General features: G+C 44.5%; 17 protein-coding genes and 1 pseudogene. 2 read left to right on the forward strand and 16 right to left on the reverse strand.

The features are described 5' to 3' along the window. Positions 1-60 precede the first annotated feature (60 nt). The 3 genes from JO375_RS12365 to JO375_RS12375 form a co-directional block, all read right to left on the reverse strand. Positions 61-1,233 carry an MFS transporter gene (locus tag JO375_RS12365; protein ID WP_229524749.1) on the reverse strand — a complete coding sequence of 391 codons (1,173 nt, stop codon included), beginning with the start codon at positions 1,231-1,233 and terminating at the stop codon, positions 61-63. A 69-nt stretch (positions 1,234-1,302) separates the two neighbouring features. Then, positions 1,303-1,578, reverse strand: a complete 276-nt coding sequence (locus JO375_RS12370) for an ArsR/SmtB family transcription factor (protein WP_229524750.1) — start codon at positions 1,576-1,578, stop codon at positions 1,303-1,305. Positions 1,579-2,078: 500 nt separating this feature from the next. Continuing rightward, entirely contained in the window at positions 2,079-3,116 is a 1,038-nt protein-coding gene (locus JO375_RS12375; RefSeq protein WP_229524751.1) for a LacI family DNA-binding transcriptional regulator, read from the reverse strand. Positions 3,117-3,321: 205 nt separating this feature from the next. On the opposite strand from JO375_RS12375, the pseudogene JO375_RS12380 reads away from it, so the two are divergent. Further along, positions 3,322-3,709 (forward strand): annotated as a pseudogene (locus tag JO375_RS12380) (hypothetical protein). Positions 3,710-3,850: 141 nt separating this feature from the next. On the opposite strand, the gene JO375_RS12385 reads toward JO375_RS12380, so the two are convergent. Beyond that, entirely contained in the window at positions 3,851-4,012 is a 162-nt protein-coding gene (locus tag JO375_RS12385) for a hypothetical protein (protein ID WP_229524752.1), read from the reverse strand. Beyond that, a complete protein-coding gene (locus JO375_RS12390; protein ID WP_229524753.1) occupies positions 4,009-4,146 on the reverse strand; it encodes a hypothetical protein in 138 nt (45 codons plus the stop codon). Before JO375_RS12390 ends, JO375_RS12385 begins: the two co-directional genes overlap by 4 nt. A gap of 122 nt (positions 4,147-4,268) precedes the next feature. On the opposite strand from JO375_RS12390, the gene JO375_RS12395 reads away from it, so the two are divergent. Further along, complete coding sequence (locus JO375_RS12395) at positions 4,269-5,612, forward strand: amino acid permease (protein WP_229524754.1); 1,344 nt, start codon at positions 4,269-4,271, stop codon at positions 5,610-5,612. A 142-nt stretch (positions 5,613-5,754) separates the two neighbouring features. Here the strand turns inward: JO375_RS12395 and JO375_RS12400 are convergent, their stop codons facing one another. The 11 genes from JO375_RS12400 to arcA all read right to left on the reverse strand — a co-directional run bounded on the left by JO375_RS12400 (position 5,755) and on the right by arcA (position 19,213). Continuing rightward, positions 5,755-6,408, reverse strand: a complete 654-nt coding sequence (locus JO375_RS12400; protein WP_229524755.1) for a nitroreductase family protein — start codon at positions 6,406-6,408, stop codon at positions 5,755-5,757. 51 nt (positions 6,409-6,459) lie between these two features. Then, a complete protein-coding gene (locus tag JO375_RS12405; RefSeq protein ID WP_229524756.1) occupies positions 6,460-6,852 on the reverse strand; it encodes a MarR family winged helix-turn-helix transcriptional regulator in 393 nt (130 codons plus the stop codon). Positions 6,853-7,142: 290 nt separating this feature from the next. Continuing rightward, positions 7,143-8,519 (reverse strand): NADP-specific glutamate dehydrogenase, encoded by a 1,377-nt coding sequence (gdhA, locus tag JO375_RS12410; protein WP_229524757.1) that lies wholly within the window; start codon positions 8,517-8,519, stop codon positions 7,143-7,145. Positions 8,520-8,857: 338 nt separating this feature from the next. After that, on the reverse strand, positions 8,858-10,249 hold the full coding sequence (gene thrC / locus JO375_RS12415; RefSeq protein ID WP_229524758.1) for a threonine synthase: 1,392 nt from the start codon (positions 10,247-10,249) through the stop codon (positions 8,858-8,860). A 217-nt stretch (positions 10,250-10,466) separates the two neighbouring features. Continuing rightward, positions 10,467-11,810 (reverse strand): TldD/PmbA family protein, encoded by a 1,344-nt coding sequence (locus JO375_RS12420; RefSeq protein WP_229524759.1) that lies wholly within the window; start codon positions 11,808-11,810, stop codon positions 10,467-10,469. A gap of 3 nt (positions 11,811-11,813) precedes the next feature. After that, positions 11,814-13,208: a TldD/PmbA family protein gene (locus tag JO375_RS12425; protein ID WP_229524760.1), complete on the reverse strand. Its 1,395-nt coding sequence runs from the start codon at positions 13,206-13,208 to the stop codon at positions 11,814-11,816. Positions 13,209-13,600: 392 nt separating this feature from the next. Next, the gene (locus JO375_RS12430; RefSeq protein ID WP_229524761.1) at positions 13,601-14,290 is read right to left on the reverse strand and encodes a Crp/Fnr family transcriptional regulator; all 690 of its coding nucleotides are present in this window, start codon (positions 14,288-14,290) and stop codon (positions 13,601-13,603) included. A 181-nt stretch (positions 14,291-14,471) separates the two neighbouring features. Beyond that, complete coding sequence (arcC, locus tag JO375_RS12435; protein WP_229524762.1) at positions 14,472-15,434, reverse strand: carbamate kinase; 963 nt, start codon at positions 15,432-15,434, stop codon at positions 14,472-14,474. 36 nt (positions 15,435-15,470) lie between these two features. After that, the gene (gene arcD, locus JO375_RS12440; RefSeq protein ID WP_229524763.1) at positions 15,471-16,886 is read right to left on the reverse strand and encodes an arginine-ornithine antiporter; all 1,416 of its coding nucleotides are present in this window, start codon (positions 16,884-16,886) and stop codon (positions 15,471-15,473) included. Between the two features lie 71 nt (positions 16,887-16,957). Continuing rightward, positions 16,958-17,956: an ornithine carbamoyltransferase gene (gene argF / locus JO375_RS12445; RefSeq protein WP_229524764.1), complete on the reverse strand. Its 999-nt coding sequence runs from the start codon at positions 17,954-17,956 to the stop codon at positions 16,958-16,960. 24 nt (positions 17,957-17,980) lie between these two features. After that, positions 17,981-19,213 (reverse strand): arginine deiminase, encoded by a 1,233-nt coding sequence (arcA, locus tag JO375_RS12450; RefSeq protein WP_229524765.1) that lies wholly within the window; start codon positions 19,211-19,213, stop codon positions 17,981-17,983. Between the last annotated feature and the right edge of the window lie 307 nt (positions 19,214-19,520).

Consider the following 19,520-nt stretch of genomic DNA (forward strand, 5'->3'; position numbering starts at 1 on the left):
AAGAGGGCCTGCAAAACCACTTTTGTGATCATGCCCCCTCTTTTCAGCTTACCTGTAAACTTATTCCGTAATACTCAATTTCGTTTGGACCGAGACTTTTCGTGTAAGTAAATACACAGCTATAATGGCGATAGCGACACCCGCCGCCCCAAACCAAGTGATGGAAGCCAGCGATACCTGGCTTACAATCACGCCTCCAATCCCAGCTCCGGCCGCCATGGAAAGCTGCATCGTAGACTGGTTGAGACTCAGCATAACGCCGGAAGACTCAGGCATAAGCGTGACCAGATTATATTGTTGAGTGGGTCCGGATGTCCAGGCTGCGAACGACCAAAGAATCAACAGAGCCAACACTGCCATGAGGGAATGAGCAGCAAAAGGAAGTAAAAGCAAGGAAATGACGTGCAGCATCATACCACCAAATAATGTGAAGGGAATGCCCTTTTTATCTGCACTGTACCCACCGATTTTCGACCCGACCAGACTGGCGATCCCGAAGGCGAGTAATACTGAGCTTAGCACATCCTCCCCTATAGCAGATACATTCAGCAAATATGGTGAAATGTAAGTATAAGCAAGTGAATAACCACCTAGCCAAAAGAAGGTGATGGCCAATCCCAAAGCGACTTCAGGCTTTTTCAAAAGAGCAAATTGCTGTAGTAAGGGAACTGGCTGATCTCCTTTTAAGCGAGGAATGGCCATTGCAATAACAATCAGTGCCATAATCCCTGCCAAAGCAATGCCGAGAAATACCATTTTCCAGCCATATGCAGAAGATATCATTCTTCCAAGCGGTACTCCAATGATCAGCGAGGCTGTAAAACCCATGGTAACCGTAGCAATAGAACTGGCCTGCTTGCCCGCTGGGGCAATTTTCGCTGCGATGCTCAGGGCTGTAACCACGACCACCCCCGCCCCGAGTGCCATAAGAATACGTGCGGCAATAAACATACCAAAACCCGGCAGGGCAAAGGACAGAACATTGGCGACTGCAAACAAGCCGAGGGAATACAGAAGCAGCTTGCGTCTGTCCCATTTAGCCGATATTGCCATCAGGATCGGCGTGCCAATCGCATAGGCCAGAGAAAAAACGGTAATCAACTGACCTGCGGCCGCCACCGTAATTCCCATCGTCATCGCAATCTGATCCAAAATCCCCGAGATGATATATTCGGATGTGCCTACCAAAAAACTGACAATAGCCAAAATATACACTTTCCATGTACTCTGCATTTCTAGATAACGCCTCTTTTCTATTTGTTTTTATATTTTTGCAATTATCGAAATTAAGACTAAAAAAAATTATTTTAACAGGAACGAAGCATATTTCTCTGCTGCTTCAATATCCAAGCTGTAATAAATAAAAGTGCCCTCTTTCCGAAATGTCAGCAGTCCAGAGTCTGCCATTTGCTTCAAGTGATGCGATAAAGTTGAGATAGCAACACTGTTCAGCTTTTCGCCCAGCACAGAGCAGCATTGGTCACTTTCCTCTTTTAACAACAGCGCGATCTTGAGACGAGTCGGTTCTCCCAGCGCTTTGTATATTTTTACAGCTTGCTGCATTTCCGTATCTTTCACCTTGCTCCATTCCTTTCTGCTTCAGGCTTAATTTCGATGTTTGTCGAAGTAAAATTATCATAACTATCGCCAAAAGTAAACCAATTATTTTTTTATTGTGGCACAAGCACAAATAAGCCGATTCTCAGGTAGAGAAACGACTATCATTTTATTAATATGGGTCATCGCAGTCTTATCCCTTGTGAACAGCTCCCCCAAGATGGCAGCATAGCTTTCACTTAAAGCTCCATCCAATCCGTCAGAAGCCTGGACTCCCGGCAGTTGCTCCAGACCGCGCTGTAACGTCAGTATACTGTTCTGATGGATTAGAAGTACATCCTATAATTACAGCCAGCAATAGTGCAGTACAAGCTACAGAAACGAACACGCTCCCTTTTGACACGGGTCCACTCTCCTGTTCAAACCAATGGCTTAGTTGCGATTATAAACTAGTCATCTGCGACTGCTCCTGCGACCATTCATCCATCGCTATAACGATAGGAAGGTACCAGCTAGGGCTTCTACTCGCCACGTCCAACCGTAGGCTTACGGATCACTGAGACGCTTGATTCCCTGACGATCAGGCGAGGCTCGAATTGCACGCGTTCATAATCGCCCGGTGTCTGGTCTTGAATTCGCTTGAGCAGCAGCTCCGCAGCCAATCGTGCTACCTCTTCCCCCATAATGGACACAGAGCTGATCTGTGGTATCGTTACCGTTGCCCATAGATTGTTATCAATACCGACGACTGCAACCTCATCCGGCACTTTGACGCCCAGATCCTTAAAGCGGTTGACAATCCCTATCGCCACCATATCGTTAACCGCGTAAATCGCATCCGGCATATGCTTCAGGCTGTAAAAATAATCGGCTGCACGCAGTCCTGTCTCAAAGGAGAAATCATCACCAAAATAAACGAGTGAAGGGTCCACATGCTGCAGAGACTGCTCATAAGCAAAGTACCTTTCCTCAATTTTGTCCTTCGCAGCACCTGCGTAAGCAATTCTCGTCCTTCCGATTTTAAGCAAATGCTCCATGACAAGCCGTCCCTCTTGCCGGGCTAGACTGACGATATCCGCTTTGACATCTTCGCCCAGCTTCTTGCCATAATTAATAATGGACACAGGAACACTGGCTTTATTGATCAAATCCACCAGCATTTTGGGGTATGCCAGCGGCATAATAATGAGTCCGTCCACATGCAGCTTCTTTACCTCACGAACTGTTTCAAGCTCCATTCTGGCATTTCCGGCGGTATTAATCTGCACGACACGATAACCATGCTGCTTGGCAGCCTGTTCCACAGACCAGGCGATCTCGGGAATAATCGCATTGCGAATATCCGGCACGGCCAGCGCAATTTGGTGTGTCTGGCGTACCTTCAAGCTTTGCGCCGAGGTATTGGGTGTAAACCCCATTTCGTCAATCACTTGCAAAATCAATGCTTTCGTCTTCGGGCTAATGCCTTCACTATCGTTAATAGCCCTCGAGACAGTCGCAATACCTACCCCTGCCCGCTTGGCTACATCCTCTATGGTTACTTTTTTTTGATCTGTCACGCCCAAAATCCTTTCAAGAACGGAATCGTTTTCTGACTTCCCAGTTTAAAACCTCAATATTGATATTATACCATAGAATCAGCATTTAAAGATGGAAACCGTTTTCTTCTTCCCGCCGCTTGTCTTTCGGAAACGTTTCCTATTTCATTCTCTTTTTTTTATAGCATCATTACATGATCATATATTTGTCAAGGAGATGACAGATATGAAAGCATTGAGATGGCATGGAGTAAAAGACTTGAGTTTGGAAAACATTGAACAACCCGCTGCTCTGGCAGGAAAAGTAAAAATTAAAGTTGAGTGGTGTGGTATTTGTGGTAGTGATCTTCATGGAATATGTAGCTGGACCGATCTTCATTCCCCAGGATGCTCAGCATCCATTGACTGGTGAAAAAGCTCCAATCAAACCTAACAATATCGTCATGAAAGAACGCAATCTGACGGGTATTATCGGGTACCGCGATGTGTTCCCGGCTGTCATCAGTCTGATGGAAAAAGGCTATTTCCCTGCGGACAAACTGGTTACCAAACGTATTAAACTCGAAGAAGTGATTGAGCAAGGCTTTGAAGGTCTTCTGAAAGAAAAAAATTAGGTTAAAATCCTGGTATCTCCGCAATCCTAATAAAAATGTAAATTCTGAAGTCTGCCCCATGCAGGCATCTTTTTGATAAAAAAAGCGCCCCCTTCCTGAGGCATGATGCCATCAAGCGGGGGAGCGCTTTTACATTCCCGATTATTGAAATACACTTTTCAGAACATCATCAATCATCTGTCCGTTTGCAATCGTACCTGTATACAACCAGCTGGAATCTTTGCCAAAATCGTATACATGTCCTTCCTTAACGGCTGAAATTCCACTCCGGACAGGATCTTTAATCAATTCATCCTTGCTCACACCCTTGCAACCAGATGATCCTCCAGATACGAAGCAATCACACGCTGAGTTGTTTTCGATCCTGCTTCACTGGGGAAAGCCTCCGCTTCATAAAATAACATACTATTTTCCAAATCAACCTCATTATATATCATTCTCTTCTCTGATCCTATTTCTTTCATTTCCTAATTTGATATTTTCATGTAGTATAAATCTAATTGAAGTATCCTATTTGGGCTATGCTGAAGCTATACACATTATGAAGGAGGATTTCAGATTGAAGTCAAATGAAGCAACTTTACACAAGAAGCTGCGCCCTAGACATATCACCTTTATGGCTATAGGCGGAGTCATCGGAACCGGTATTTTTAAAGGAAGTACCGAAACGATCAGCTTGGCGGGGCCTGGGGTTATTTTATCCTATGTCTTTGCAGGGCTTCTGCTTCTGGTCGTTATGGGGGCAATTGCCGAAATGGCCACCGTCTACCCTAATATGAATATGAAGGAATTTATTCGCAAAGCCTTTGGAGAGCGACTTTCCTTTATCATTGGCTGGTTGTATTGCTTTATGTCGCTGGCTGTCTGTGTCATTGAGGTCATCGCGGCGGGAAGCTTCCTGCAATACTGGTTGCCGGATGTCCCCTTATGGGTACTCAGTTTAGCGAGTGCGACTTTCATTATTGTCGTCAACATGCTGAGTGTCGACGGTTTTGGGGAGCTGGAATTTTGGCTTGCGGGTATCAAGATTGCCATGATTATTATCTTTGTCGCGTTGGGTGGCTGTATACTGTTCGGCATTATCCCTACGGGAACTCCACCCTACCTGAGCAACTACATGCAGCATGGCGGATTTCTCCCCAATGGCTGGCCGGCTATCTTTTCGGCGCTGCTGGTCGTTACCTTTTCCTATGGGGGATCCGAGCTGATCGGATTGACGTTGACGGAGACAGAAAATCCGGAAAAGGTAATGCCCAGAGTTGTTAAAAGCTTTATTTTTCGCGTTGTTTTGTTCTATACATTGCCCATTCTCATCATTTGCGGTCTGGTTCCCTGGAATCAGCTGGATGCAAATACGAGCCCGTTTGTACAGGTATTGTCTTCTGTAGGACTTCAAGGCTCGGCACATGTGATGAACTTTATTTTGATCACCGCTGTACTGTCTGCCGCCAATTCGGGGATTTACGGCGCAACACGCATACTGCATTCACTGGCCGTCAATGGGGAAGGGCCCAAATCACTCGCTCGGGTATCTGCGAATGGAGTTCCAATCAATAGCCTCAAATTAGTTGCCGTAGCTCTGGTTGTGGGCTCCATGATCGCTTATATCGCTCAGGACGGACTGTTCCGTATTTTGATGGCCGTGCCCGGGTTTGGCGTGCTGCTCGTCTGGAGCTGTATTTGCCTGTCCCAGTTGAAACTGCGCAAATCGTATCCCATAGAGCCCAGCTTTAAAATATGGGGATTCCCTTATATCACAGTGATAACCATCGGATGTCTGTGGGTGATTGCATTCCTGTTCCTGCTTGACCCGCAAAATCGGATCAGCATCAGCGTATGCGTGGCTTTCATGGCCCTCCTGATCATCTGGTCTTTGGTGAAATTCCGGAGAAAGCAGGCGTAAGCAGCTTATGACTCGATCGGATCTGTATTCTGCTAATACGACGCCGGAAAGCTAAAAGAAAACTAACAAAAAACAGGCGCAGCAAAGGATAGTTCCATTGTCGCCTGTTTTTATTTTGCATATATATGATCACACGTTCATCTTATTTCCACTGCGCAATTTGATCAATCGGCAAGCGTGTGGACGGATGGCCTTCGTTGACACCTTTACCCATGGAAATGAGCATCACAGGAACATAACGATCTTTTTCCAGGCCAAAGGCTTCAGCAATTTTATCCTTGTCATATCCGCCGATAGCGTTGGTGTCATAACCATGGGCACGCGCCACCAACATAAACTGCATCGAGACCAGGCCTCCGTCAATCAAGACGGTTTCTTTGTTCACAACCGGATCAAGCACTGCGAAATGGGCGGCCACTTTTTCCTGCTGCATTTCCTTCACTTCTTTTGGCATATAGCCCAGTTCTACAGCTTCTCCGAAAATTTGCTCAAAATTATCAAAGTTGTTCAAATCTCCGAACACAGCGATTACGGCTGAAGATGTCTCCACTTGACGCTGGTTAAAACTTGCCAATGGTGCAAGGGTTGCTTTGCCCTCCGGGCTGTCAATCACAAGGAAGCGCCAAGGCTGCAGGTTAATGGAAGATGGTGCGCGTGTAGCTTCCGTTAACATCTCGGTCATTTCTTCACGGCTGATTTTCACAGTTGGATCGTATACTTTAACAGAACGCCGGCCGAGTGCAATCTCTCTAAAATCATTCGTTTTTACAATATTAGATGTATCCGTATTACTCATTCAAATCTCTCCTTCTTCCCTGTGGGAGTAATCGTTAGTAACGTATTTTAGTCAGTCCATATCGGAAATGTGATCATTCATGACTTTCAGCATATTAGCTAACTGTTGCCGCTCTGCCTCATCAAAGCTGCTGAGCAGTCGATCCACAAACTGCGAGCGCTCCTGTCCGAAAGTGACAATACGCTCCCGGCCATAATCGGTCAGGCTTACCAAGGTAATCCGGTTGTCCTCGGGCTTGATGCGCCGTGCAACCATAGCATTCGCCTCAAGCTGCTTCAAATGGCGGGTTACGGCCGCACCGTCGATGCCAACCTCTTTTTGCAGCAGAGTTTGGCTAATTTCCTCAACCTGGTACAACTTGCACAACAGCTGCAATCGGGATGCGCTGATTCCTGCACAGCGCTTAAACTTGGAGCTGATTTGCTTGTTGAGCAGCAGCAGCAAGTCAAAAATATGCCCAGCCTCAGATGATGTTTGGGTGATCGTAATCCCTCCCCTTAAGCATATCGATGAGCTTTGTGATTAAACCCTTGATACATCAATCATTGATATATCAAATAATATACATTCTCTTTTTTTAAAAATCAAGTTCCTGAGAAAAATAAAGTCCCGCTTGGAAAATAAAAGCTGAGCGCCCTCACGAGGGACACTCAGCTTCTCTTTTTTATAAGCTTGCTTATTTAATATATGTGTACTCACTTATTTCTCTACTTGTGTCCCAAGCTACCGTTGACTTAGACAATTCCGTGGGACAACATAGCGTCGGCCACCCGAACAAATCCGGCAATGTTCGCACCTACGACCAGATTGCCAGGCACACCGTATTCCTCAGCCGCCTTCACGCTGTTCTCATAAATATTTTTCATAATATCATGCAGCTTGGCGTCCACTTCCTCAAAGGTCCATGACAAGCGCATGCTGTTCTGTGACATTTCAAGTGCGGAAACCGCAACTCCGCCTGCATTGGCAGCTTTGGCTGGGCCAAACAGTACTCCATTGTTCAAAAATACTTCAATGGCTTGCAGCGTGGATGGCATATTGGCTCCCTCGCCAATCGCTTTTACGCCATTGTTCACCAGCAACTGGGCTGCTTGCTCGTTGATTTCGTTCTGCGTGGCACATGGCAGTGCGATGTCGCATGGAATCGACCAGATACCGGAACAGCCTTCTGTATATGTTGCGTCTGGACGCTCCTTGATATACTCACTAATCCGCAGACGGTTCACTTCTTTAATTTGCTTCACCAGTTCCAAATCAATGCCTTCGGGATCATAGATGTAGCCGTTCGAATCGCTGCAAGCGACAATCGTGGCGCCGAGCTGCTGTGCTTTTTCAATCGCATAAATCGATACATTCCCCGAGCCGGACACGACGACACGTTTTCCTTCAAAAGACAAGCCCTGGGCTTGCAGCATCTCATTTACAAAGTACACGCAACCGTAGCCAGTCGCTTCTGTACGCGCGAGGCTCCCGCCGTAATGAATTCCCTTTCCCGTCAGGACACCGCCTTCATGTCCACCGCGTATCCGTTTGTACTGTCCGAACATGTAACCGATCTCGCGGCCGCCTACTCCAATATCCCCTGCCGGAACGTCGGCATCCGGACCAATATATTTGTACAGCTCGGTCATAAAGCTTTGTGTAAACCGCATGACTTCGTTATCTGATTTGCCTTTGGGATCAAAATCGGAGCCGCCTTTGCCACCACCAATGGGGAGGCCTGTTAATGCATTTTTGAAAATTTGCTCAAAGCCCAAAAATTTGACGATTCCCAGATATACAGACGGATGAAAGCGGAGTCCACCTTTATAAGGACCAATCGCACTGTTAAACTGTACGCGGAAGCCGCGGTTGACCTGTATATTCCCTGCATCATCCACCCAAGGTACACGGAAGGTAATGACACGCTCCGGCTCCACCAGCCGTTCCAAAAGCCCTTGTTGCATATACTTGGGATGCTTAGCCAGCACGGGAACTAACGAATCCAATATTTCCTTGACGGCCTGATGAAATTCATTCTCATGAGGATTACGCGCGATAACCTTCTCAAAAACGGACTGCACATATTCGGCTGCTGCCTGTTGACTCTGCTCTGAACGGATAATGGTCACTTTTCAATACACCCCTTTATAATGAGTCCCTCTGCTACATGATGATCCGAGTTGATCTACACCGCAAGAGTGGAATCTTATGTATTCATAAAATTTAGTTAACTATACATGATTTTTAAAATAAATACATCTAATTTGCTTATAAAAATAATTTGTCCCCTTTATTAAATAACTCTATAAACCTCCCATGGTCTGTTATACGTTTATCCTTTCCTCTATTATTTATGTACATACAGCCTATCCGGGAATGTGGAGGCAACAAAAAGAGGCTACGCACAGGGCGCAGCCTCTTCTCTCCATTCTATTAGGATGTAACTCATCATTGCAGAAACGATTTTCTACGCATAAAAGGCTTCAAGCTGACGTACAATTTCTGCCTCGTCATGCTCAACCACCTGCTGGTGCTGCGGCTTGGAGAACAATTGTTCAATTTCTGCCGGGAACTGCTGCTTAATATCCACCAGACGGATGGCTTCATCGAATTTGGCCGGATGCGCTGTCGCAAAGGTCACACATACTTCGTCCGCGCCATTATGCGCCTCATATGCGGCAATACCGCAAGCCGTATGCGGGTCGAGCAAATAATCGTATTCGGCCTTGTATTTTTGGATCAGCTCCAGACACTGCTCATTCGAAGCGCCGAGAGCTTCAAAATCCTGCTGTACCCGTTGCAAATCCTCTGCACTGATCACAATCCGTCCTTCGGTTTTGAGGTTGTTCATGTATTCAGATACCTTGGCTGCATCCTCTCCAACGAAGTAGTACAAATATCTTTCGAAGTTGCTCGCCACCTGAATGTCCATGGAAGGACTGTATGTGCTTTTGAAGTCGCCTGGTTTGTAATCGCCCGTCTTCACGAAGCGCTCCAAAATATTATTTTCATTCGTTGCAATGATCAGCTTATGAATCGGCAGGCCCATTTTCTTCGCTAGAAAACCGGAAAAAATATTGCCAAAGTTGCCGGATGGCACGCTGACATTGATCTTCTTCGTACCTGCTGACTCCTGCGCCCGGAAATAGGCATAGAAGTAATATACCGTCTGCGCCAAAATACGTACAAAGTTAATCGAATTAATCGCACGCAGATGATGTTTGCCTTTGAAATCGAGATCTGCAAATAGGTCCTTGATGACTTTTTGACAATCGTCAAAGTTTCCTTTTACCGAAAGATTCAGTACATTTTCATCGTCAACGGTCGTCATTTGCAGCTCCTGTACCTTGCTCACCTTCTGATGCGGATGCAAAATACAAATTTTGATGCCTTCCTTGCCACGCACGCCCTGAATGGCTGCTGCCCCTGTATCACCTGAGGTTGCGCCCAAAATGTGAATGATCTCGTTCTGCTTTTTGGACACATAGGAATAAAACTCACCCATAAATTGCAGCGCCACATCCTTGAACGCAAACGTAGGTCCGTGGAACAGCTCCAAAATAGACAGGGATTCGTTGATCTTCTTCACTGGCGTAACTTCCGGGTGACGGAAGCTTGCATAACTGCGTTCCACCAGCTGTTCCAAATCTTCACGAGGAATTTCATCATTGATATACAGCGCAAAAACTTCCAGCAGCAGCTCTCTGTAGCTCAATGTTGCCCATTGCTCCAGCGTAGCCACAGGCACCTGTGGAATTTGCTCCGGTACCATCAAGCCACCATCGTCAGCTAACCCCATGAGCACGGTATCAATAAATCCCTTGGCTTCTACTCGGCCTCTAGTGCTTATATATCTCATATACATCCCCCAGTAAAAATTCAATTCGAACCTTTTTTCGAATATATTATTGTCTATAATACCCTGCCCGCGGTGCTGCAACCAAGCCTTTTTTTCATATTTCCTAAAAGCCTTCTCCTACTTTACCATACCTCGAAGCATCAGGCATCTGCAATCGGCAGCCAAGCGGAGGTCAGAAACAGACTGTAAAAATGGAAGGAAAGAGACTTCTCCAGTGTTAGGAGCCTGAAATCGAGAGTGAAGCCAGCTTGAACGAAGGTGAGGTGCAGCTTCCCGTAAAACGCAAATCATTTCCAACCTCCTCAATCTGCTGCAGCACGTCAAAGAAGTTGCCCGATACGGTAATTTGATTGACTGCTCTGACCACCTGCCCCTGCTCGATCCAATATCCCAGACAAGCCAGCGAAAAATTACCGGACGCCGTATTGGTGCCCGCATGCAGCCCTTGCAGCTCCACGATCATTAGCCCGCGATCTGTCTTGCCAATCATCTCCTCCAAGGTAGAGGAGCCTGGAGCCAGGTACAGATTATGGTACGAAACGCCTATTTTGCCGTTATAGCTGCCCTTGGAGGCATTGGCAGTACTTTGTACGCCTGCTTTGCGGGCCGTCTTGCGGTTATGGAAATACGTCCGTAGCTCCCCGTCCTTGATAATCTCGTTGCGGCGTGTCGCGCTGCCTTCGGCGTCGAACGTACTGCCTGCCGGAACGTTCTTCATAAGCGGATCATCAATTAGCGTGACGTGCCGACTTGCTACCAGTTGTCCCAATTTCCCAGCCATCCGTGAAAAGCCTTTATCCACCGACTCCGCTGAAAATACCGTCGTATACGCAGCCAGCAATTGGGCTGCTGCATCGCGGCGGAAAATGACCGGATAATTATCCGATTGGATGGTGCTAGCGCCCAGTCGGGAAACGGCTTCTTGAACCGCCTTTCGCGCCACATCCTCAATGTCGATTTCCTCTACACTTCGCAAGGAATAATCATGCCAGCCCCCGGTAACGGTCTCCCCATGTTGTGTTGCAATGACATATATATAGGCGGTCGCCTGGCTTTTACGGTGATGGCAATGCAGTCCCTTCGTGTTGGCAATCAAGACCTCGTTTTCACGAATGCTGACCGAGCAATGTCTGGCCATTACAACCCGCGGATCTGCGGCAAGCGCCGTGCGCTCCATTTCCATCGCAGCCTCGATAAGTATCTCGGGAGCCGTGTCGACTAGCTCGGCGATATAGACAGGCTGCTCAGGGTAGCTTTCAGAGCCCTCAAACAGTTCATCCTGCTCCTCGTTCTCCAGTATGTCTGCGTTGCTGCGCGCTTCTTCCAATAAAAAATCGATCACGTCAGGCTTCAGCTTCTCCGTAGAGGCGTAGCCCATTTTCCCGTTAATGACACCTCGGAAGGAAAGTCCACCATTTTCGACGATTGTATATTGGTCAATTTCTCCCTTCAACACCTTTACCGAGGTAGAACGTCCATTCACATAATAGATTTCCATGTCTGTGTAACCGATTTCGCGGCCTTTTGTAAACAACGCTTCCTGAAATTGCTGAATATTCATCGCCTACTCCCCCTTCCGTCCGCCGACGGTCATTTCGGACACGCGAATCGTGGGCTGCCCGCAGTTAACCGGAAGGCTTCCGCTGACCGAGCCGCACATGCCCTGACCATGATCCAGATTGTTGCCGACCATATCAATATTTTGCAGGGTTTCAATTCCCTTTCCGATTAGCGTTGCCCCTTTGACCGGCTCGGCAATTTTGCCATTGCGAATCATGTACGCCTCTTCGACTGCAAAGTTGAACTCGCTGGTCGAGGTATTCACCGAACCGCCGCCCAGCGACTTGGCATAGATCCCGTACTCCGTATTGGCGATAATTTCTTCACGTGTCGAAGCGCCATTCGCAATAAACGTATTGTTCATACGGGAAGCAGGCGCAAATTTATAAGACTGTCTTCGTCCTGACCCTGTCGCAACCATCCCCATCTGGCGCGCGCCCATTCGGTCGATCAAATATCCTTTTAAAATGCCGTTCTCGATCAATACGTTTCGCTGTGTCGGCGCTCCTTCATCATCGATATTCAGCGAGCCCCAGGCATTGGGAATCGTTCCGTCATCCACAGCCGTAACAAGCGGTGAAGCCACCTGCTGCCCGATTTTATTGGCAAACACGGAAGTTCCATGTGCCACCGCCGTGGATTCCAGTCCGTGTCCGCACGCCTCGTGAAAAAGCACACCGCCGAAGCCGTTCTCAATCACGACGGGTAGTCTGCCGCTGGGCGCATATCCCGCTTTGACCATCGTGGCCGCAATGCGGGCGGCGTGTCTCGCATTTTCTTCGATATTCAGATTCTCCAGGAATTCAGTCCCCGCATACGCTCCCGGCCCGCGAAAGCCGGATTGTCTATGCTCCCCAGCCGTCGCAATGGCGCTTATTCTCATGCGTGTATACGTGCGTGTATCCTCCACCAGTAGTCCATTGCTATTGGCGATCAATACATTCTGAATCGAGTTGCTAATCCCAATGGAGGTTTGCGTGATGGAAGGATCGTATTGGCTGGCCGCCTCATGCGCACGTCTCATCATCTCGATCTTGGCGCGCTTCTGTGATCCGTCAGGTATGATGGCAATCGGATGATGGTTAGGGATGGCATGAGGATGGAGTGTAATCGTTTGTGTACCTGGCACTCCACCTCCGCGAATGGCCTTGGCGGCCGATTGGGCCAGCCGGATCAGGCTCTGTTCGCTCATGTCGCTGGTATAGGCGTACACCGAAAAATGCTCCTTCATGATCCGAATGCCAACCCCAAAATCCCGGCCTGACAGCGCCGTATCTACGACGCCCCCGGTCATACCCAGTTGTCCATTGGTACGGTCCTCAACAAACACCTCTGCAAAATCTCCGCCCGTCTCCAGCGCGGCTTGCAGCATGTCCTGAATCTGTGTTGGATGTATCATCACGTTCCTCCTCGTTTTTGCCATGTTTCCTAATGTACGTTTAAAACGTTCTCGATGATATGCGGGTTCATGTTTATTTCCCATAACTTTACTATACATGATGTTGGGAGTGGGTGTAACTATTTGAACAGCGGTGTGTTTGGGGGAGTGTGAAGATTTATGCGCGGGGATTTGAGGAAAAATTAGAAAACCCGATTAGACCGTGAAAGGTCGGGGATCGGTTTTTGATAATCGCGCTGTAATTCGTCCTCTAATACGATGGGGTCATGGCTGTTCCGATTTCAAACGAGCAACGTTCGAATGCAGCTGCAGCAATGGAGGATGTTATTCATCGTCATAAACAAAAAGCAAAAAGATGAACGGCTTCGATTTGAAGGCGTTCATCCTTATTTTCATATAGAGAGTTCTTCAAAATAAGTTGGGTCATGTATTATAATTTTTTTACCTGAAACGGTAATAATATGATCTTTCTTTAACTGATTTAACACACCGCTGACCGTTTCTCGAGACGTTCCGGATATTTTAGAAATTCCGATTGTTGTCAGTGGACACGAAATGACAATCTCTTCACCGTTTTGTTCCCCTAAATCCTGCCTTAAATAATTAAGTGACTGAATTACCCGATCTTGTGCATTGGGGATTGTAATATATTGTATACGATGTTCATGAAGTTTTAAGATTAAAGAAAACTGCTGAACAACAGATAATAATTGTTTGGGATTGGCTTTCAACATATCTTCAAAAATTACTGTAGGAATATAATACACATCCACATCTGTCAGTGCTTCTGCTGAGTAATTGTATCTTTGATCTGTAAACATACCGCCATAAGGAAAAATTGAATATTGTTTTACATAGTCCTCATATAGTAAATTTCCACTTTGATTGACCCGCTCTAACTTTACAAAGCCATCTAACATAAGGTAAATTCGCTCCCTTAAGTCCCCTTCTAAAAATAAAAATTGACCCTTCTTATAAGTTCTCCAATAGACAAATTCTCTTAAGGTTTTTAATTTTTTTTCTGATAAATCAGCAAATAAATTAAACTGCTTCAAATTTTCCATCACATTCCTTTTATCCATAAATACACCTCTCTTGTTTCATAATAGAATATAATATAAATTTTATCATTTATCCTATGTACTGAGCAATTAGCTCTCCATAAACTATAAATGATCAATGAAACAAGCAGGCCGAATTCGGGAGCAAAAATCAGCCCAAACTCGACCATATTGTTTAAAGAGCAGTATTTTTAAATGTTATTTATACATGCACAGATCCTTCTTGTTTAGAAATAACCGTACCTGTTTTTCCTTCTAATGCTTCATATACCTTCTCTAAAGAAGTAATAATGGCTTTTCGTTCTGGATTTGTATTAACAAAATGAATCGCAGCTTCAATCTTGGGAAGCATACTTCCCGCTGCAAAATGTTGTCCCTTTATATATCCTTCTAATTCATCACTGGTTACAAGCTCTAACCTTTTTTGATTGGGCTTATTAAAATTCACATACACAAAATCAACTGCAGTTAAAATGACAAGCGTATCGGCACCTACTAATTCAGCTAATTTCTGAGCGGCGAAGTCTTTATCAATAACGGCTTCAGTCCCTGTCAATCCTTCATGAGAATGAATGATTGGAATTCCGCCACCTCCAACAGCAATGACGATATTCCCATCCTTTACCAAAGAGTCAATCACTTTATATTCAAGTATGCTTACAGGTGCTGGTGATGGAACAACTCGTCTCCATCCTCTTCCTGCATCTTCTTTAAATACCACTTTTGATTCCTTCATAACCTTTCTTGCTTCGTCCTCTGTATAAAAAGGCCCGATTGGTTTGGTAGGATTATTAAATGCTTCATCTTTTTCATCGACGATCACTCTTGTTACGATTGTTGCCACATCTTTATTTATATTCCGTTTTCTTAATACTTTTGCAATCGCATTTCCCATCCAATAGCCAATCATTCCTTGACTCATCGCACCACAAGTATCCAACGGCATTGCGGGGGTTTTTTCTGATTCCGCCACTTTTTGCTGTAATAAAATATTTCCTACTTGCGGACCATTCCCATGGACAATAACGATATCCACATCATTTTCTATTATTTTTACAAGTTGTTCCGCTGTTTTTTCTAATGCTTCTTGTTGTGCCTGTGCCGTAGCGTTCACAGATTGTATCGCATTTCCGCCTAATGCCACTACAATTTTTCTGCGTGCCATACATCAACCCTCCAACTGTTTTTATTTCCAGAAAACTTAAATCGCAATATTCCCCGCAACTAATTCATAGATTGTGAATACTGCCAAAGCAGCAATAGCAACAGATAATATCAGTTCCACCTGAGTAAATATTTGCTTTGGATTATTTCGCTTTTTCAGCCTATAATAGATAAAAATGCCTGGTGCATATAAGGTCATTGCTAATAACAAGTAATTTAATCCAGCCGCATAAACTAACCAAATTCCATAAATACTTGCAACGATCCCAATGACTATATTGATGGTTCGGCCTTTTTCGCTTGATCGCAAGCTATACTTCAATTGATAAAATGCTGAAAACACATAAGGAACTAAAATAGCAGAAGATGCTAGAGAAAACGCGAAATGATACGCTTTATCCGAAATAATGAAGGTTAATAAAAAAAGTTGAATTAAACCATTTGTAATCCATAATGAATTTACAGGGGCTTTATTTTTATTCTCTTTCGCAAACCACTTTGGAAATATACCATCTTTAGCAGCTAAATATGGAATTTCAGATGCGAGTAAAGTCCACCCTAGCCAAGCGCCTGAGGCGGAAATAACCAAACCTAGGTTAATAAATGCAGCCCCCCATTTTCCAACAACGCTTTCAAATAAATAGGCCATAGCTGGATTTTTTAAATTAGCAATATCCGCTTGCTGCATAAGCCCAAGAGATAATAATGTAATCAATACGTAAACAATAAGGGTTCCTATCAACCCAATGACTGTCGCTTTTCCGACATCACTTTTATTTTTTGCACGGCTAGATAGGACAACAGCCCCTTCAACACCTGTAAATACCCAGACCGTTACAAGCATTGTGCTTTTGACTTGGCTGCCTACTGCCCCCCAAGTAAAAGTACCGCCTTGTCCCCAAAATCCTTCTACGAATACATGGATTCGAAAAGCAAAGATTCCCACAATAATGAATACAAACACAGGTATTAATTTTGCGATTGTAGTTACTAGATTTATAAGCGCTGCCGATTGTACGCCTCGTAAAATCAGCAGGTGGACACACCAGAGCAAGATACTCGCGCCAATAATCGATGCTATATTTTGACCCCCATCAAAAATGGAAAAAAAATAACCTAATGAACTAAATAGTAAAGTTGCGTAAGCTACATTCCCAAGCCATGCGGCTACCCAATACCCCCACGCGCTATTAAACCCCATAAAATTTCCAAATCCAGCTTTTGCATAACTAAAAATACCACCATCCAAATCAGGCCTTTTTTTAGTTAAATTCTGAAAGGATAATCCAAGCGCAATCATTCCGATGCCTGTGATAATCCACCCAATCATAATCGCTCCGGCGCCGGCTTCTTTGGCCATATCACTTGCCAGGTTAAATGCCCCACCGCCTATCATCGAACCGACCACGAGAGCTGTTAAAGTAAATAATCCCAATTTCTTTTCTTCACCCACTACACTCACCTCTCTCTATTTGATCGTGTTAAGGAAAAGAGAGAGAGAAAGAAGGAAGATGAATTCCTTCTTTACTCCATATTTCCTAAAGTAGCTGCCAAAACCGCTTTAATGGTATGCATTCTATTTTCAGCTTGATCAAATACTTTTGAATGCTTGCTGCGGAATACCTCATCGGTTACTTCCATTTCTCTCAATCCATGTTTTTCGTAAATTTCTTTTCCATACTTTGTTTCCAGATCATGAAATGCAGGTAGACAATGTAAAAAAATCACATCCTTATTCCCTGCTTCTTTGATCATCTGCATATTTACTTGATAAGGTGAGAGCAGTTCAATACGTTCAGCAAATTTATCTTCTTCCCCCATAGATACCCACACATCTGTGTAGATTACATCTGCGCCCGCAACAGCCTCTTCAATACTACTGGTTACCATTACCTGGTCACTAAATTTTTTGGCCAAATAAATGACTTCTTGTGCTGGCCATAATGATTTGGGCGCACAAATCCGCACATCCATTCCGACGATTGAACCACCCACCAATAAGCTATTTGCAACATTGTTTCGGCCATCACCAACATAAACGAGCTTCACATTTCGCAAATGCCCAATATGTTCCTGGATGGTTAATAAATCAGCGAGCGTTTGAGTTGGATGCCACATATCCGTTAGACCGTTCCACACCGGTACACCCGAGTGCTCAGCCAAAGATTCCACTGTTTTATGAGCAAAACCGCGGAACTCAATTCCGTCAAACATACGGCCCAACACTTTCGCCGTGTCTTCTACGGATTCTTTTTTACCAAGCTGAATATCACCTTTACCTAAATACTCGGGATGCGCCCCTAAATCTGTACAAGCCACTGTAAATGCGCACCGTGTACGAGTAGAAGTTTTTTCAAATAAAAGAGCTATATTTTTCCCTTCCAAATAACGATGGGGAATACCGTTTTTCTTTTTATCTTTTAAATCTGCTGCTAAATCGAGCAAATATAACAATTCCTCTTCTGTAAAATCTATCTCTGCAAGAAAACTTCTGCCTTGTAAGCTTGAATTGGTTTTTCCCATATTGATCCCTGCTTTCTCCGTAAATTAAATATCTTTTCGAACGATTGGCATACTCATACAACGTGGTCCCCCACGGCCTCGGGATAATTCCGAGCTCAATATTTCAATGACCTCGATACCGTGTTCACGCAATAAAGCATTTGATACATAGTTACGGTCATACGTAACAACGACTCCTGGCGCAATGGCTAATGTATTGGATCCGTCATTCCATTGTTCACGAGCAGAGGCTATTACATCTCCTCCTCCACAAGGAATAAAAACCAGATCCTTTAAGCCCAAAACTTCTTTTAGAGATTCCATTAAAGAGGTGTGACGGGTAATTTTAAGCGTTTCTTCATCCGGACCTTTCTCTAAAACAAAAATATTCATATTTCCCTGCGGTCCTTGAATCGCGGGGTGAATTGTAAATTTATCAAAATCAACCATCGTAAATACGGTATCTAAATGCATAAATGCGCGGCATTTTGGAATTTCAATGGCTAGTACTCTCTTGAATTTTTCTTGACGGCTAAATAGATTTAGGGCTAAACGTTCAATAGCCTTCGCTGAAGTACGGGCAGATACACCAATTGCAATGGTTTCTTCATTTAAAATGAGCTCATCACCGCCTTCGATTGGAAATTCATAATTGCGATCCAGCCAAACCGGTACATTATGGCTGGTGAATCTCGGGTGATGTTTGATAACGTACTCCATAAACATGGATTCACGTCTTCGTGCAGTTTCTCTCATTTTATTAATCGTTAATCCATCACCAATAACTGCTGCAGGATCGCGGGTAAAATATAAGTTTGGCATTGGAACTAAATAAAATGGAGAATGATCTTGCATAAATTCATATAGTTGCATATTCTTACGCGTTTCAATTTCGTTTTTCCGTACACCACTCATTATTTTTTGAACTAAATCTTCATTGGAGAAGGAAAGTAAATATTCTTTTAAAATTTGATGTGAAACATTTCCTTCAGCCCTTCCTTCTTCCAACATTTGGTCAACAAATTCTTCTCTTAGTTTTTTATCCACTAATGCCTCGGCCGCAAGTTTTTCCAAATAAAGAACTTCAATTCCCCGATTGCGTAATGTTTGGGCAAAATAATCATGTTCTTTTTGAATCACTGGCAAAAAGGGAATATCGTCAAATAATAACGGTTGTAAATATTCCGGCGTTAAATTCTCCAATTCTTGTCCCGGACGTTTTAATAAAACCGTTTGTAATTCCCCAATTTCCGAAGCCACATGCAATGGATGCTTCATTGGTCGTACCTCCTTTTTAATCTTTGATGTATACAAATACATCATAAATGGTCCATGCTTTCCGCCCCGTGAAAACGCCAACATTTTTGTTGAGAAATATTTCACGTTTTTATTTTTAAAATGATAAAAAAAATGTATTTTTATAATAGATTCTGTCAGTTTATCTGCGAAACCTATTTCATATTACGTATATATCATGAATATCCGGGCTGTAACTGCTGATCTAAAAATGCATGATCAACTTGCAGTCTATTTGGAATGGAAGCGCATTCAAAAAAAAAAAAAAAGCGAAGGAACGCCCGCAAGG

Source organism: Paenibacillus farraposensis (assembly GCF_020736845.1).
Classification (GTDB): domain Bacteria; phylum Bacillota; class Bacilli; order Paenibacillales; family Paenibacillaceae; genus Paenibacillus; species Paenibacillus farraposensis.